We start from the raw sequence: 16,245 nt of genomic DNA, 5'->3' as shown, positions 1-16,245 counted from the left end.
GGCCCCCTTAGGACGCTAGCTTGTTATTGTATTTCCTCTATACAATCCAACCTTTGTGCCATTTTTAAATTAATAATAAAAACATAAACTTAAAAAAATAAATAATATATAAAACAAAAAAGCGCACCATTTAGGTGCGCTTTTTTTATGCAAAATGCAGGATTGGTGCGATATCAATGAAATACAAAGAAGGCGTTTAAAAAAAGTCTAACTATTAAACAAAGTTTATTCTTAACAGAGGTGGTTACTCGCTAACTCAACGATTATTATCGGCAGCTAGTCTCATTACTTTTGTTTTTTACTCAAATATCGCTATAACTGCAGTACATAAAATAAAAAGGGTCACTTATGAAATTTAGTCGAAGTCTATTTTTACCCATTGCCGCTATTGCGCTCACCCTAAGTAGCGCCTCGTTTGCCGATAATCAACGTCGCATTGATATTGACAGTAAAGTGGTTACCCAGCACAAAGCAAAAATAAATAATGAACGATTTTCTTACACAGTAGCAACTGGCACACAACCGGTATGGGATGACAAGGGAGACGCCATCGCAACCCTTCAATACACTTACTACACGCGCGATAAGGTCGATGATAGAACAAAGCGCCCATTACTTATTTCATTTAATGGTGGCCCAGGCTCAGCGTCAGTTTGGATGCATTTAGCATACACCGGACCACGCGTTTTAAAAATTGACGACGAAGGCTACCCTATTCAACCTTACGGTGTTAAAGATAACCCTTATTCGGTTTTAGACGTAGCCGACATCGTTTACGTAAACCCTGTAAACACGGGTTATTCGCGTGTCGTTGAAGATAAAGATGGTAACCTTCTACCAAAGGATAAACAAAAAGAGTTATTTTTTGGTGTGAATGCCGATATAAAATATCTAGCAGAGTGGCTTAATACTTTTGTATCTCGCAATGAACGCTGGCGCTCTCCTAAATTTTTAATTGGTGAAAGCTATGGTACCACTCGTGTATCAGGCTTAGCGCATGAGCTACAAAATAGTCAATGGATGTACATTAACGGTGTTGTACTCGTTTCACCTACCGATATTGGTATTAAGCGCGATGGTCCTGTAAAAGCCGCTAACCGCTTACCTTACTTTGCAGCTACAGCCTGGTACCACAAGGCATTAAGCGCTGATTTACAAGCTAAAGACTTAGACGAGCTATTACCTGAAGTGGAACAGTTTACCGTTAATGAGCTCATTCCCGCGCTTGCAAAAGGCGGATTTATTGCCCCAGATGAAAAACGTCGTATTATTAAAAAAATGGCCGAATATGCAGGTCTATCTGAAACATTTGTTAGCCAAAATAACTTAGACATTCCAACACAGTTTTTTTGGAAAGAGTTATTACGTGAACGCGGACAAATGGTTGGTCGACTGGATTCGCGCTATTTAGGGATTGATAAGCGCGATGCCGGTGAATCACCAGATTACTGGGCAGAGCTTACATCGTGGCTGCACTCTTTTACCCCTGCAATTAACTACTACCTGCGTGAAGAGCTTAATTACAAAACCGACATCAAATATAACTTATTTGGTAACGTTCACCCATGGGATAGAAGCGGAAACAATACCGGTGAAAACTTGCGTTTAGCTATGGCTCAAAATCCGTATTTAAATGTGATGGTTCAAGCTGGCTATTTTGATGGTGCAACAAACTACTTTGATGCTAAATACACAATGTGGCAACTAGATCCAAGTGGTAAAATGCAAAATAGATTAAGCTTTAAAGGCTACCGCAGTGGCCATATGATGTACCTACGCCATGCAGATTTAGAAAGCTCTAACAACGATTTACGCGAGTTTATAAAACAGTCTATACCTAAAGACGGTCAATCCGCTAAATACTAATTAGCTTATATCCACTTAAAAAAGTGACCACTTAGGTCACTTTTTTGCTTATAACCGCGGCAATTCGCCATGTGTGCAATCCCCAGTACGGATGACGGTTGGCTTTGCTGTGTACTGCTTAGTAGCAAGTATTTCAGCTAGATTTATTAGCGTGTTAAAGGTGCTTTTTAGAGCGACTCGGTTATTTAGCCAATTGGGTATACTTCCGCCTGGTAACGCATAAACCTGATAGTCAATATGCAAGTTATTCGCTTGCTGAGTCAGTAACCACGTCGCATCTAATGTGCTTATTCTTACTACCCCTTTAGTTTGAGGTAAAAAATCAGGACGGGCATGAATACTAAGTTGAGTTTGCAACGCGCTGCGTTTTGTATAGCACGAATACGTGACTAAATCTCTATTTGCAACGGGCCAAGGGGAGTCAATAAAGCTGTAAACAAGGTTTTCTGAGGGGCTTAAATATTTCAGTAATTTTACTTTAGCAATATTTTCTATCCAGCGGGGAGCAGCATCGGTATCACTGAGTAAGGCGATTAAATCTTCTGCTGTGGTATTCTTAACCACCGTTTCAGCTTTCATTTTCAAGGTATCATCGCTCAAACGCTGAAAATAAACACTCACCCCCTGTTTACTCTCGTAAAGCTGCCAAGAGGGCTGTGAATACACATTTGTAACAAAACACAAAAGCGATAGAATAATGCACTTTTGCAACAAGTTAAGCGTGCAAAAGTGCTTAGCCATCAAAGCCAATACGGTTCTGTATCAAATGAAGCGTGTCGACTTTGCTCCATAGCACTGACTAAAAAGTCAGACTTTTGTTCCAACCATAGTTGTATTTTTGCTAGTTGAGCATCTTCTTGCCCGCCACACAGCTGTTTTAAATAATCAAGCGTGCTTAGCTCATACATGCCATGAGAAATATCGAGCCAAGGAAGCCTAAATTCTAATCGTTCATCTTTATTAAACAGTGCACCTAAACAGTTACCACTGAGTAAGCTATTTTCTAACTGAGTACGAAAATTTAAATAATCATTGCCCGCTAAACTTTGCTCTTTAGGCAATAAGCGGTGTAAATTTTTCCAATCTTTATCAAATAAACGATGAGCAATATCAATAACGGGCTGCTCAGCGTTTTGTAGCTCTGCTTGGCTCCAGTCTTTACGCCACTGCTTATTTATCAGCCATGTTGTTAAGCTCAGCAATAAACGGTTGTAGCGCGCACTATGAAAAAGCGCAAAAATATCATCAATACTCGGTTGTAACTCTTTTAAATCGTTAATAACTTGAGCTAAGGCGGGCGCACTGTTTATTTTTTTATAAAAAGCATGGCGCTTAGAAGTGTAAGTTTTTAACTGAATGGCATTTTCAACCCATGCTAATTCACTCAATAACCACTTTAGCTCCGTTCTGAGGTGCTCGGTGCTGTCTTTACTGACAATATCATCAAATAACCAAAAGTTATGACGAATTAAACTAATACCGTCGGTCACACGTTTTAATGTTTTTAAACTTGGCTTATCAAAATAGCATTGCTCATGTTTTTGCACAAAGCGAATACCAAAGCCCATGGCTTCAATAAGTGCTTGCTCTTGAGTGGCTTGCTTAGTAAGTTTAACAAAACCGATAGATTTACTCGGTTGTAACGGTGTGTTATCCGCTAGGCGGTAGCCTCTTGCTGCTTTTGAATAAAGCCCCAAGCGCACACTGTTTTGGCTTATTAATTTATCTGCTAAAGCAAATAGCTCGTCTCGGCTACCTTCGACGAGCTCTATTTCAAGCTCGCTAATAATCTCCACTTTACCCGAGGCGGCCACTTCACCTTTATCTAATACCACTTCAATTTTGGCACCATTTTGCGTTTCAATTAACCACGTACGGCGGATAAAATTAGTGCTAAATATAGGGTAGAGGTTTTGTGATATAACATCAATTTGCATGCCGTGTGGCCAAATTGATGAATCAAACGCCATTAAATTAGGTCGATTTGTTTCTATGGGAAGGTTATATTCTGGACGTTGATGTAATCCCCCCACTACGTCTCCTGCAAGCTTAATTGTTTGCTCACAGCGCTCGTCTGTACAACGCGTTCTAAAACCAATATCGAGTGCTCTCAGCTCTCTGCTTGGCGTATCAAAATAAGCATTTTGCAAACTTTTAGAAGGCTTGTTTGTGACTGTTTTTGCAAATTGAGTAATTAACGAGGGGATCAGTGGAATGACGTCATCTGATACCAAAAACTTCAGTTCTATCTCAGTATCCATTAGGCTTGCGGATTACCCTTAAAATTAATAAGTGCTCAAAATAAACAAAGCAGACCTATATTGCAAATTTTTTAATCATAAACACGCAAGCAAAATACTTTGGTTACAATATCTATCTTGCTATTAAACTATTAAATCCATACTATCTATATACTTATGCGAAATAAAAATCACGTTCACAACGGACACTGCTAGATTAACAAGGTAGATAAATGCTAAAACACTGTTTACTATGGCTGCTTTTAACAGCCGCCCCGTTTATGAGCCAAGCAGAAGAAGCTCAATCAACGCCGCCTACTAATGCTAAAACAGCTTATATAATCGATAACTTGTATACTTTTATGCGTTCAGGCGCCAGTAAAGACTATCGCTTACTCGGTTCTATTGATGCAGGCACGCAACTGACTTTATTATCTGATGAACAAAACGGTTTTATAAAAGTTAAAGATGATAAAGACCGTGAAGGCTGGGTAGAGGCTAAATTCATCAGCGAATCAGCTGGTTTAAAGCAGCAGTATCAAGCGCTTAACAGCGAAATTAGCGCTATGCAAAATAAATTACGCCAAGCGCAAGTAGAATTACCTGAACTACAAGAACAAAACTCACAGCTAACCGAACAAAATGCTCAGCTGTTAGCACAAATAAGTCAATTACAAGACTCGCTTGCTCAAGAACAACAATTAAAGCAAGCAACCAGTGCTAAAGAAAAGCGTCAGCTACTCACTTATGGTGGTGCTATTGCATTTTTAGGTTTATTCTTAGGAATTATTTTAACTATTGTGTTATCGCGCAGAAAACGCTATGAAGGTTGGGCGTAAGCGCCACCTATATTGCAGGCATAAAAAAAGCATCAAAAAGATGCTTTTTTTATGCCTGCAATTTTTTATACCTGCAATAATGTACTCAAAGGTTACATATCTAAACGCAGTCCAGGATCCTGTTTGATTTTTTCTATTACCATGTAAGTGTGGTGTGTACCCACTCCCGGAATATCGACCAAATCACCTAATACTTCTCTGTATTCGTCCATATTAGAGACGCGAATTTTTAATAAATAGTCGTAACCACCCGCTACCATGTCACATTCAACAACCTGCTTAATTTTAAGAATGTGTTCGCGAAACACTTTAAATACCGCGGTATTTGAGGTGACTAACGATACCTGCACATGCGCCACTAAGCTTTGATTGAGCTTTTCCTCGCTTAACTTTGCAAAATACCCTTCAATGTAGCCTTCTTGCTCCAGACGTTTAACTCTATCTAAACAAGGACTAGGACTTAAATTCACTTGTTTTGCGAGGTTAACATTTGAAATTCTACCATTGCGCTGCAAAACGTCTAAAATTGATATATCGATACGATCAAGCAGGCGTAATCTATTCGGATTAGTCATATCAGTATTTTATATGGATAAGTTAATAATATGCCCTGTAAATTATCGTAAAACGGCAAAATTAACCAGCATATTCTGCTGGATTTTAATTAGAATGCACGCTTTACACCAACAACATTTAGCGGTAATTAACAATTACCCTAAGTCTTAACACTCCTGAGGGTTGCTTATGTTATTCAATGGCGATTTAACAACGACTTGTCCGATCAGACAAAAGATCCGTGACTTCTACCGTATAGATGAAAATGCGGTTATTGATCACATTTTACCACTTGCAGAAGTCGGTGTTAAAGCACGAAGCCGTGCATGGGAAAGAGCTCGCCAAATAGTTTTAAACATTCGTAAAGACCAAGACGGTCAAAGCGGTGTTGATGCGCTATTAAATGAATTTTCACTATCGAGTGAAGAAGGTGTGGTATTAATGTGTTTAGCCGAAGCGCTGCTTCGTGTTCCTGATAAAGCAACTCAAGAAACATTAATACGTGATAAATTAGCAAACGGCGATTGGAGCTCTCACTTAGGTAGTAGTGACTCTTTATTCGTTAATGCCTCGTCTTGGGGATTATTAGTAACCGGTAAAATGGTTAACTATAACGATAAGACTAAAGAGCAACAGTTTGGCATACTCAAAAAAACCATTGGTCGTTTAGGCGAGCCAGTTATACGTAAGTCTGTTAACTTTGCTATGAAGATAATGGGCAAACAGTTCGTAATGGGTCGTACTATTAACGAAGCGATTGAGCGTGCTGCTGAAAAAGAGCAAAAAGGCTATGTATATTCTTACGATATGCTAGGCGAAGGTGCTCGCACCATGAAAGACGCCAAGCGTTACTTTGATAGCTACATGAATGCGATTCATGCTATCGGTAAAGCCGCAAATGGCCGTGGTCCAATAAAAAGCCCAGGTATTTCTGTAAAGTTATCGGCTATTCACCCTCGATATGAGTTCACTCATAGAGAGCGTGTAATGGAAGAAATCGTTCCAAAACTAAAAGAACTAGCCCTTGCCGCTAAAAAATACGATATCGGCTTTACTGTTGATGCTGAAGAAGCTGACCGTTTAGATATTTCTCTTGATGTTATTGAGGCAGTATTTAGCGATGACGATTTAGGCGATTGGCAAGGTTTTGGTTTAGCGGTTCAGGCTTATCAAAAACGCGCTATTTTTGTTATTGAATGGCTAACCGACCTAGCAACCCGTGTGGGTCGTAAAATGATGGTGCGTTTAGTAAAAGGCGCATACTGGGATACAGAAATCAAAACCACACAACAAGATGGTTTAGATTACTTCCCGGTGTTTACCCGTAAAGCAACCACGGATGTATCATATAAAGCGTGTGCGATTAAAATGCTTGAAGCACGTGATGTACTTTACCCGCAATTTGCAACACACAATGCCTACACTGCAGCGACTATTTTAGAAGTAGCCAAAGGTGATAACCAAGGTTTTGAATTCCAACGTCTTCACGGTATGGGTGAATCTTTATTTGACCAAATCGTTGATGAAGAAAAAATTCAGTGCCGCGTATACGCACCAGTCGGCCAACATGAAGACCTACTTGCTTACCTTGTGCGTCGTTTACTAGAAAACGGCGCTAACTCGTCATTTGTAAATGCCATTGTAGATACCACACAACCGGTTGAAGCATTATTGCCAGATCCTGTTGAAACACTGCAAGGTTTACGTAATAAATACAACACACAGATAAAAATGCCAATTGATTTATACGGTGAAGAACGTGCCAATTCAAAAGGTATGGACTTAACTGATATTAACGTGATCACCCCGTTTAAAGAAAATTTAGACACTTGGTTTGAAGAGCATTTAATTGATGAAAGCCAAGTACCTGAGGGCGCGCTGGCAGTTAAAAACCCTGCAAACCATAAAGAAATTATTGGCCATATAAAATTACAAAATAGCGATGAAATGAAAGTGTTGCTAGCCAACGCTGAAACCGCATTTGAATCATGGTCACAAACACCGGTAAAAGAGCGCGCCAATTTATTACGTCGCGTTGCTGATATTTTAGAGCGCCATCACGATGAGCTTGTTGCTATCTGTATTAAAGAAGCAGGTAAAGTAGCACAAGATGGTATTGATGAAGTACGTGAAGCCGTTGATTTTTGTCGTTACTACGCAGCCCGTGCTGAAGAGCTTGCGCAAGATGAACGCTTTGAAGCCCGTGGTGTTATTTTATGTATTAGCCCATGGAACTTCCCGCTCGCTATTTTCTTGGGTCAAGTTGCAGCGGCCATTGTTACTGGTAACACGGTTATTGCAAAACCAGCAGAGCAAACCAGCTTAATCGCACTACGTGCCATTGAATTAATGCTATCAGTTGGTTTACCTGAGCACGTTGTACAACCTGTCATTGCTCGCGGTAGCGAAGTAGGTAAAACCATTGTTCCTGATGAGCGTATTCAAGCTGTTATGTTTACTGGTTCAACTGAAACGGGCACGCTTATCTCGCAAACATTAGCGGCACGTAACGATATTCAGGTGCCTTTAATTGCAGAGACTGGCGGCCAAAACTGTATGATTGTTGACTCAACAGCGCTTCCTGAGCAAGTTGTTGATGATGTTATCAGTTCTGGTTTCCAAAGTGCGGGTCAACGTTGTTCAGCATTACGCGTACTCTTTATTCAAGAAGACGTAGCTGATGGCATTATCGATATGCTTAAAGGCGCACTTGCTGAGTTGCATATTGGCGACCCATCATTACTCTCTACAGACGTAGGCCCAGTAATAGATGAAAAAGCGCTTAAAACACTCAACGACCATGTTGAATACCTAAAGGGTAATGCAACACTTCACTATGAGTGTAAAATTCCTGATAACAGCGAAAATGGCGCATTTTTCTTTGCACCACGTTTATACGAAATTAAAGACTTATCGGTATTGAAACGTGAAGTATTTGGCCCGTGTGTGCATGTTATCCGCTTTAAATCGAGTGAGCTTGATAGTGTTGTCGACCAAATCAACAACACGGGTTACGGCTTAACAATGGGTATTCATTCTCGCATTGAAGAACGTTGTGAACATTTAGCGAAAATGTCGCGTGCAGGTAACGTATACATCAACCGTAATATGATTGGTGCCATTGTTGGCGTGCAACCGTTTGGTGGCCGTGGACTCTCTGGTACTGGCCCTAAAGCCGGTGGACCAAACTACCTACAACGCCTAATAAAAGAAAAAGCATCACCAGATAACGTACAAATGACTAACCTAACGCCAGATGAGCTTGATTTACACCACTACAGTGGCGCAAATGAGCAAGTAGAAAAGCTGATGGTTAACTCTATGCGCGATGAAAAAATCTGGCGTGCAACGCCACTGAATGATCGTGTTTCTGCGGTACGTCAGTTATTAGCGAAAGTAGCGACGGTTGAAATTATTGACGACCTCGCGGACGATTTAGCGTTAACACTTGCCGATGCTCGCGCTCAGTTAAACCGCTTAGAAAAGCACATGCGTAAATATACAACATTGCCAGGGCCAACAGGTGAGTCGAATACACTTCACCTTGAAGCTCGGGGTTGTGTGGTTTGTTACGCAGATAAAAGCACCTCATTTAACTTTTGGGCACTGTCTATTATTACCGCACTAGCGGCTGGTAATACGGTAATTACTGTTGCATCTGAAATATTTTACGACGAAGCGGTTGCCTTTAGAGATAAGTTTATTGCAACCGGCGTTGCTGAAGGTGTTTTCCAAGTAGCTAAACCAAACCAGTTACAAGCTATATTGGCACACCCTCACCTAGCGGGTGCGGTAGTTGCTGCACGTTCTTCTCGCTTAGGCTACTTCAGCCAACAGCTTGCACAACGTAAAGGCGCAATACTGCCAGTGATCAGCTCAGAGTATTACGACACGCTAATTAAGCGCCTTATTACTGAAAAAACAATCAGTATCGATACAACGGCATCAGGCGGTAACACCTCGTTGATGACGCTTGTTGAAGATGATGAATAGAAAATAGTCATCATTTAATTAAAAAGGCATCAATTTGATGCCTTTTTTTATTTCTAAATGTGAATTTATTTGTTACTTTCTCTAATCATATTTGTTAATTAGAGTTCACTTTGAAAACCATTCCGACTACACAGCTAAAACCTGGTATGTTTGTACAAAAGGTTGTTAAGCAAACTGGCAATATTAGAATAAAAAACCAAGGCTGGGTTAAAACTCAAAGTGGAATTGATAAATTAATAAAATCTGGCATTTTAGAGGTAGAAATCGATCCTGATAAAATGCTCACCTCTGAAGAATCTGAAACACAACCAACGCCTGCGACTAAGCACGAAATCAAAAAGCGCGATCCATGGTTAATAACCCACAGCGCTGAGCAAGAAATGAGTAAAGCTAAAAAGCTTTATGATGAAGCAAAAAACTTACAAACCAAAGCATTTGGCGATATAGAATCTGGCCGCACTGTTGATGTTGCTCCTTTTAGGGAGCTGGCTAGCGGGTTTATTGACTCCGTATTTAGAAATCAAGATGCGCTGGCGTGCATTACGCAAATGCGCCAAAAAGATGCCTATTTATTAGAGCACTCGATAAATGTGTCTATTTTAATGAGTATTTTTGCAAAACATCTCAATATTGAAAAACCAATCATTGAAGAACTTGCAACAGGTGCCCTATTGCATGATATGGGAAAAATAAAAATACCTGACGCGATTCTCAACAAACCAGGTCGCTACAGTGACGAAGAATTTAAAGTGATGCAAAATCATGCGCGCTTTAGCAAAGAAATACTAGAAGACGCAGGATTAACGGGGATTGCTGTTGATATCGCAGGTATGCACCATGAGCGCTTAGATGGTAAAGGCTACCCCTTTGGTAAAAAGGGCGATGAAATAAGCCAATATGTTCGTATGGCCTCTATTGTTGATGTATATGATGCATTAACCGCTGAACGCGTTTATAAAGCGGGTATGGAGCCAATTAAGGCGTTTAAAATATTAAAACAAGGTTGCCCTGATAGCTTTGATGGCGTGCTACTTAATAAGTTTATTCAATGCATTGGTATTCACCCAGTGGGCACGCTGGTAAAACTTTCCAGCCAAAAAGTGGGGCTGGTGACCCAAAGTAATCCTGCAACACCATTAAAACCAGTCGTAAAAACGTTTTTTAATGCCAAACATGGGCGTTACACTGAAGTTCAAGATATTGACTTATCGAGCAAAAGAACACAAGACACGCTTGAATCAGCAGTGAAACCCAAAGAATATAATATAGATTTAGAGGGTTTTTATAAGCACTCTATCTTTAGTTAATTGGCCACTACTGTGGCCAATCTTGCAGAGCTTTTAAGCTAAACTCATAGCCATCAAAATCAAGTACGCTCTGATCCGGTGCTATTTCTAGCACCCTCAATGCACCAATAGACTCCCCTTCATATAGCTCTCTGCCATTGAGTTTTATCCAGCGCTTATCTGCTGTCGACGAATAAATATGTGCCTGATATTTAATGCTTGGCAACATACTTTGTAAGCCATCCGGCAGTAGCTCAACGGGTTGTACCCGTGATGAATGACGAGAGCCTTGAGTTACTTCGTAGTCGGTTGTTGTCTCTGTGTCATTAACAGCTTGCGCAAACGCATTTTTCAGTGTGTCGGGAACCGTATCTAGTTCAGCGGTTGATTCTGGCTGGGCAGGCACATTTTGATTAAGTGGTTTACCTAACACTTTGTATTTACTCAACTCATCGGCACCGAGTGTTCTTTTCGTTGATTGAGTTGGTACACTTTGCGGTTGGTTGCTCGGTGATTGAAAACTAGATGAAACGTTACTCTGCGCCGAGAAATTTTGCGTTTGCCCTTGAGACGCTTGATTAACGCTCATAGGTAAATATTGCCCTTGTGGCGTAAGCAACATTTGCTGTACACCCGTTGGGGTTTGTACATAAACCAATTGCCCTGCCAGTGGCACAGAATTGTTAGGCGCAGTTGTAACAAGGGGCGCTTGAGGGGTTGTTACTGCTTGAGCAACCGTTTTTTGTACTTCCTCTGGGCTTGTTGGTTTTTCTACTACTGCTGAGTCTTTTTGACTAAGGTCATTTTGAACAACCTCATTTTTTACGGCTACATTTTCTTGTTGCAGCCACTTACCGACAAAAAAGCCACTGGTCAATATACCCGTCGCCAATAAACTTCCGGCGAGTAAAAAACTAATTCGACGATAGGTCATCAACTGATGTTGTTGTTTTAATTGTTGCGCTTGCAAGTCATATTGCTCTGCGCTCATGGTATCGTGCTTTGACTGCTTTAACGCATCTAATAAATAAGACATGAATCACCTAACTAAAGAATAAATGACAGGCCAATTCCTGCACCAAAAAGCATTAACGCAGCAGCGCTATAGGGCCAAATCGAACCTGTTTTACTCACCTTATTATTTGTGGCAATAAAGTCGATAGGTAAAGATTCACTCGCCGCTTGCTTAACAATATCACTGCCAACAATTTCTTGTTGTTTAGAAAATGCCCCTACTAATGCGCGTTCACACACCAGATTCATTAATCGTGGCACACCGCCAGTTAGCTGATGCACCATTTGCATCGCTTCCATTGAAAATATTTTCTTGTCACAACCTGCTATATGCAACCGGTGTTGAATATAAGCAATGGTTTGCCCTGGTGTTAGCGCTAACAAGTGATACCTGGCTGTAATACGCTGTGCCAGTTGCCTTAACTCATTACGCTTTAAAAGTTGCTGTAACTCAGGCTGCCCAACTAATACTATTTGTAATAACTTTTTATGGTCGGTTTCGATATTGGTTAATAAGCGAAGTTGTTCAAGCACATCGGGGGCAAGTAGCTGTGCTTCATCAATAATTAAAATAGTATGCCCCCCCGCTTTATTATTAAACTCAAGGTGCTTTTTAATCACATCCGTTAGACTTTTCAGCGTGGCATTTTTGGCGTCGTAAGTTATTTGTAATTCATCGCAAATACTGGCTAACAGTTCAAGTTCTGATAACGCAGGATTATGGATCATGGCTACTTGGGTATTTTCAGGCAGTCGCTCTAACATACTACGTGTTATGGTGGTTTTACCCGTCCCCACTTCACCAGTTAACAGCACAAAGCCACCGTCTTCACCTAGTCCATAGGTAAGGTGCGCTAATGCTTCTTTGTGGCGTTCACTTAAAAATAAGTAGTGGGGATTAGGCGAAATTGAGAATGGCTTTTCTTGTAAACCAAAATAGCTTAAATACACCTTTATAGTCCTTGGTCGTTAATTCACGGCCTATAATGGCAAAAAAATAGCCTGAGTGACAACTACAACCAGGCTTTATTATTAAAATAGTGTAAATAAAAGGGCATTTTTAGATTCGCTAATATATTAATTAACTACTTCTCATAGCGTACTAGGCGTAAATATACGTTACTTGTTTTAGCATGTAAGCTATTTAAACCACTGGAGAATTGATAAACCCATGCCGAGTTTATATTGCTAATACCCGAGGTATTAGACCAATAATTTTGCGACTGCGTTGCTAAAAAAATACCCGCATTAATACTTGGATCGGTACAACGGTGATCTACTATACTAGCTAACTCTTTAATACTCGGCACTTGCCAGTCGTTATAATTTGCCGTGGTGTCATTAAGTGCGCCTTTAAGTGAAGCTTGCCAATTTAATGGTTGAGTATCGCCATCGCAGCTAGTTGTTTCGCTATTATAAACTTGACCATAGTTACAGCGCTGCCACATTAGCCCTGTTTTAGTATCTGACACAGTGCCATCAATATTAATCACAAATCGGTCGGTATCATCGCTAGTCGCGACTTCCTGATAACACTGCTGCGCTGCAAGTGACTGACTTAATCCTAAGGCTAATAACATAGAGACTTTAATTAATTTCATAATAATCACCTTAACGATTTCTAACTAAGCGCACATAAGCGGCATTATCTTTTGGATATGCTAAGTCGTTGCCATCCATCATATCGATAATGTAAGCCTGAGATAAACTGGCACCATCAACAGCCGTTTGCGAAGTCCAGTAGCGTAAATGCCCTACACTGTTAGTCGATGGTGTATTAGGGAAAAATGCAGTATCTATCAATACGTTTTGCCCTTGTTTACCGTAATCAATTAAACCTAAAAGTTCAGTATAAGTGGGTAAACGCCAGTTACTACCACCACAAAAATCAAGCGCATTAACTTCATCAATATAGGTTTGTAATCCGCAATCAGTATTGCTCGGGCACGTGGTATTAGCGCTACCATTTACATCGCCGCTATTTACTGTACCTTGCCAAATGTAACGGTTTTGCCCATCACGTAAAGTGGTATTTGGTAACACCCCGGAATAAGGGCTTTTTACTTCCCAAACAAGGCCGGTAGTATTATCACGAATACAGCTAAAGTTTTGCGCATCATCGAGAAGCTCATCGGCAAACTCATTAAGTTTGGTGTAATCAAAAGCCAGATTCCCTTTACCCACTTTACCTAAACGATTGGCAAAACTATCGCGCCCAAGATCAGCATCTTGAGCTGGAAATTCATCATTATTACAATTAATTCGCTGAGTATTGTTATAACACTCTCCTACTCCTGTATCATTTATTAACCCAAGCGCTTTGGGTGTTACATCAATAAATACGGTATCTGTGTCGGTGCGCCCTTTTAAGTCCATAACTTGTACTTCAAAGCTAAGCGTTGCATTTAAATCAATATCAGAGGCAAAAAAGCTGGCAGTACATGACTGTGATTCAATCAGGGTTTCTGCATTACCGGTAAGTTGTTGCCACATACATTGATAAGATTGAGTTGCCGCTTCACTGGCTGTGGCATCTAAGATAACCTTATCAAACTCTTCTACTGTTTGATTAGCGCCTGCATCGGCAATAATCACTTGAGCTGTTTTATTAAGGGTCATATCAAATTGTGATGCAGATACTCCGCCCTCATCATCTGTTACGGTGAGCTGCCATTTTAAGTTGGTGTTATTTTCTAATAATGGATGAGAAAAACTAAGCGTTGGATTGGTATAGCTATCAATTGTTAAATCCGGCCCTGACAATAATTGCCACAAATAACTGCTAATTTCGCCATTTTCATCGGGGTCTGTGGAAGTTAAACCACTAAGGGTTACAGTATCCTTATAAACTGAGGGCAAGTTTGCAGGAGCAACTTGAGTAACAACAGCAAGAGGAAGCTGATTATTAGAGGCAATGAAAACACTCAAGTCGTCATTCACTAAACTGCCATCTGAGGTTTGATAGCTAACTCTTAATACCAGTTCACTGTCAGACTTTACATCTGGTGCAGTAATGGTTTGTTCAGCCCCTTCAAGCGGAAACACATCTATAATAGGGCCACTTACACGCTGCCAAGTAAATGTACCATCTGCAGGAGAGCCTTTTGCAGAAATAGTAAACTCTGATTTTTCTACAACTTGAAGATCGTTACCTGCAAATACTGATGTTTTTATATCACTGTTATCAGCACCGCCTCCCCCTCCGCATGCAGCCAAAAGCAAGCATGACATAAGTGGTATTAACGAAATTGCTCTCATACTCAGCACCTTTTTGTCTTAAAATTATCTAATAAAACTATTAAGCAAAAAAAATGCCATTATAAATTATAAATAGCTATCTTGATGAATACGAACAAATAATTTAGTGCCAACTTTACTGTAATCTACTTTATATTCGCGGCCATCTAAGGATTGAATAAACAACAATTGTTTTTCTTCGCTAAATACATCAGCACTAGTAATATAAACAACGTCGAGGTAACGCTCTTTTGCATCTCGGCGGTTTTTTGGCAGTTCTTCTTTAAATGGCTCAAGACCATTACCTGTTACTTTAATTTTAGGGTGAGTCTCACCATTAACAATCACTAAATCTAGTTTTCTGTCTTTATGTATTATGGTGTTTCGACCACTTTTAATGAAAGATCTGTCTTGGCTCATAGTTATTCCTAATCCCGCAGTGAGTGCTTATGTTATTATTCACACTGCGACTTTATAAACTGAGAGGGATCGCGCTTCCATTTATTTAAATTTGCGCTAAATTCCCAAATATCACTTTCTATTACACTGGCTGGTAACAGTAAGTCATACCCTGTTAGAAGCTGAAGATGCTTAGCCCTATTAGCAAACATTGCTATAAGCCCATTATAGTCAATTCCTTTTTTTGACCTATATTTATTATCTTCAACTAACCATTCTGATGGGCAATGCCCATTTTTGCAATTTTTTTGAACAACTTGCATAAAGAAATGTCGCTGCTCTATCAACAATTTACCCGCAATTCTTGGGGCTAAAGCAGACAAGAATGAATCTATATCATTTAACTTAATACCAATCGCATTAAGCTCAAGGTAATCAATGCCATTATCAACCTTAGGTATACCACAATGGTGCAAATTCTCTGGGTATAAATGCCATTGTCCATACTTATGCTGATATATTAATTGCTGCTCAGTTAAAATAATACTATAAAAAGGTTCTTGTGTTTTAAAAAAGCCAATTAAAATTGCAGCAATACATAAACTTACTAAAAAAATTTCGATAATACTTATTTCGCCTGGGCGTAATAAATTAAACAGCATGATAATAATCAAGCCAATGCTGCCGACCACTAATATTTCAATTCCATTTTTAGCGCCTTGCGCTCGGTATTTTAGTATTTGTTTATTTATATTAGCCATACTGAAAAAACGCCATATAAAATATAAACATAATAATAGCCCACAATACTAACTT

At 39.9% G+C, this 16,245-nt stretch carries 13 protein-coding genes; 4 read left to right on the top strand and 9 right to left on the bottom strand.

What is annotated here, in order from left to right:
• The first annotated feature begins 348 nt into the window (after window positions 1-348).
• Complete coding sequence (locus AAGD16_RS04090; RefSeq protein ID WP_028835489.1) at window positions 349-1,866, top strand: S10 family peptidase; 1,518 nt, start codon at window positions 349-351, stop codon at window positions 1,864-1,866.
• Between the two features lie 48 nt (window positions 1,867-1,914).
• Here AAGD16_RS04090 and AAGD16_RS04085 read toward each other — a convergent pair whose 3' ends face one another.
• Both AAGD16_RS04085 and AAGD16_RS04080 read right to left on the bottom strand, forming a co-directional pair.
• On the bottom strand, window positions 1,915-2,607 hold the full coding sequence (locus tag AAGD16_RS04085; RefSeq protein WP_064662971.1) for an START domain-containing protein: 693 nt from the start codon (window positions 2,605-2,607) through the stop codon (window positions 1,915-1,917).
• A complete protein-coding gene (locus AAGD16_RS04080; RefSeq protein WP_028835491.1) occupies window positions 2,607-4,127 on the bottom strand; it encodes a CYTH and CHAD domain-containing protein in 1,521 nt (506 codons plus the stop codon). Before AAGD16_RS04080 ends, AAGD16_RS04085 begins: the two co-directional genes overlap by 1 nt.
• 212 nt (window positions 4,128-4,339) lie before the next feature.
• Here AAGD16_RS04080 and AAGD16_RS04075 point away from each other — a divergent pair, with 212 nt between their 5' ends.
• Entirely contained in the window at window positions 4,340-4,945 is a 606-nt protein-coding gene (locus tag AAGD16_RS04075; RefSeq protein ID WP_013464329.1) for a TIGR04211 family SH3 domain-containing protein, read from the top strand.
• A gap of 92 nt (window positions 4,946-5,037) precedes the next feature.
• Here AAGD16_RS04075 and AAGD16_RS04070 read toward each other — a convergent pair whose 3' ends face one another.
• Window positions 5,038-5,520, bottom strand: a complete 483-nt coding sequence (locus AAGD16_RS04070; protein WP_016899359.1) for a winged helix-turn-helix transcriptional regulator — start codon at window positions 5,518-5,520, stop codon at window positions 5,038-5,040.
• A gap of 169 nt (window positions 5,521-5,689) precedes the next feature.
• Between AAGD16_RS04070 and putA the strand changes: the two genes are divergently transcribed.
• Window positions 5,690-9,493, top strand: coding sequence for a bifunctional proline dehydrogenase/L-glutamate gamma-semialdehyde dehydrogenase PutA (gene putA / locus AAGD16_RS04065; RefSeq protein ID WP_013464326.1), 3,804 nt, complete (start codon window positions 5,690-5,692; stop codon window positions 9,491-9,493).
• A gap of 110 nt (window positions 9,494-9,603) precedes the next feature.
• On the top strand, window positions 9,604-10,800 hold the full coding sequence (locus tag AAGD16_RS04060; protein ID WP_033104047.1) for an HD-GYP domain-containing protein: 1,197 nt from the start codon (window positions 9,604-9,606) through the stop codon (window positions 10,798-10,800).
• Window positions 10,801-10,807: 7 nt separating this feature from the next.
• Here the strand turns inward: AAGD16_RS04060 and AAGD16_RS04055 are convergent, their stop codons facing one another.
• From AAGD16_RS04055 to AAGD16_RS04030, 6 genes are all read right to left on the bottom strand, one after another.
• Complete coding sequence (locus AAGD16_RS04055) at window positions 10,808-11,815, bottom strand: general secretion pathway protein GspB (protein WP_377113792.1); 1,008 nt, start codon at window positions 11,813-11,815, stop codon at window positions 10,808-10,810.
• 11 nt (window positions 11,816-11,826) lie between these two features.
• Complete coding sequence (locus AAGD16_RS04050; RefSeq protein ID WP_377113789.1) at window positions 11,827-12,744, bottom strand: ExeA family protein; 918 nt, start codon at window positions 12,742-12,744, stop codon at window positions 11,827-11,829.
• A gap of 134 nt (window positions 12,745-12,878) precedes the next feature.
• Entirely contained in the window at window positions 12,879-13,394 is a 516-nt protein-coding gene (locus AAGD16_RS04045) for a DUF1566 domain-containing protein (protein WP_013464322.1), read from the bottom strand.
• A gap of 10 nt (window positions 13,395-13,404) precedes the next feature.
• Entirely contained in the window at window positions 13,405-15,051 is a 1,647-nt protein-coding gene (locus AAGD16_RS04040) for a DUF1566 domain-containing protein (RefSeq protein ID WP_377113786.1), read from the bottom strand.
• 66 nt (window positions 15,052-15,117) lie between these two features.
• A complete protein-coding gene (locus AAGD16_RS04035) occupies window positions 15,118-15,450 on the bottom strand; it encodes a hypothetical protein (RefSeq protein ID WP_013464320.1) in 333 nt (110 codons plus the stop codon).
• A 35-nt stretch (window positions 15,451-15,485) separates the two neighbouring features.
• Window positions 15,486-16,190 (bottom strand): DUF2982 domain-containing protein, encoded by a 705-nt coding sequence (locus tag AAGD16_RS04030; protein WP_036956773.1) that lies wholly within the window; start codon window positions 16,188-16,190, stop codon window positions 15,486-15,488.
• Between the last annotated feature and the right edge of the window lie 55 nt (window positions 16,191-16,245).

It is taken from the genome of Pseudoalteromonas sp. M58, from assembly GCF_042604605.1.
GTDB classification, from domain to species: Bacteria; Pseudomonadota; Gammaproteobacteria; order Enterobacterales; family Alteromonadaceae; genus Pseudoalteromonas; species Pseudoalteromonas tetraodonis.
This window is presented reverse-complemented; position numbering and strand designations above follow the sequence as displayed.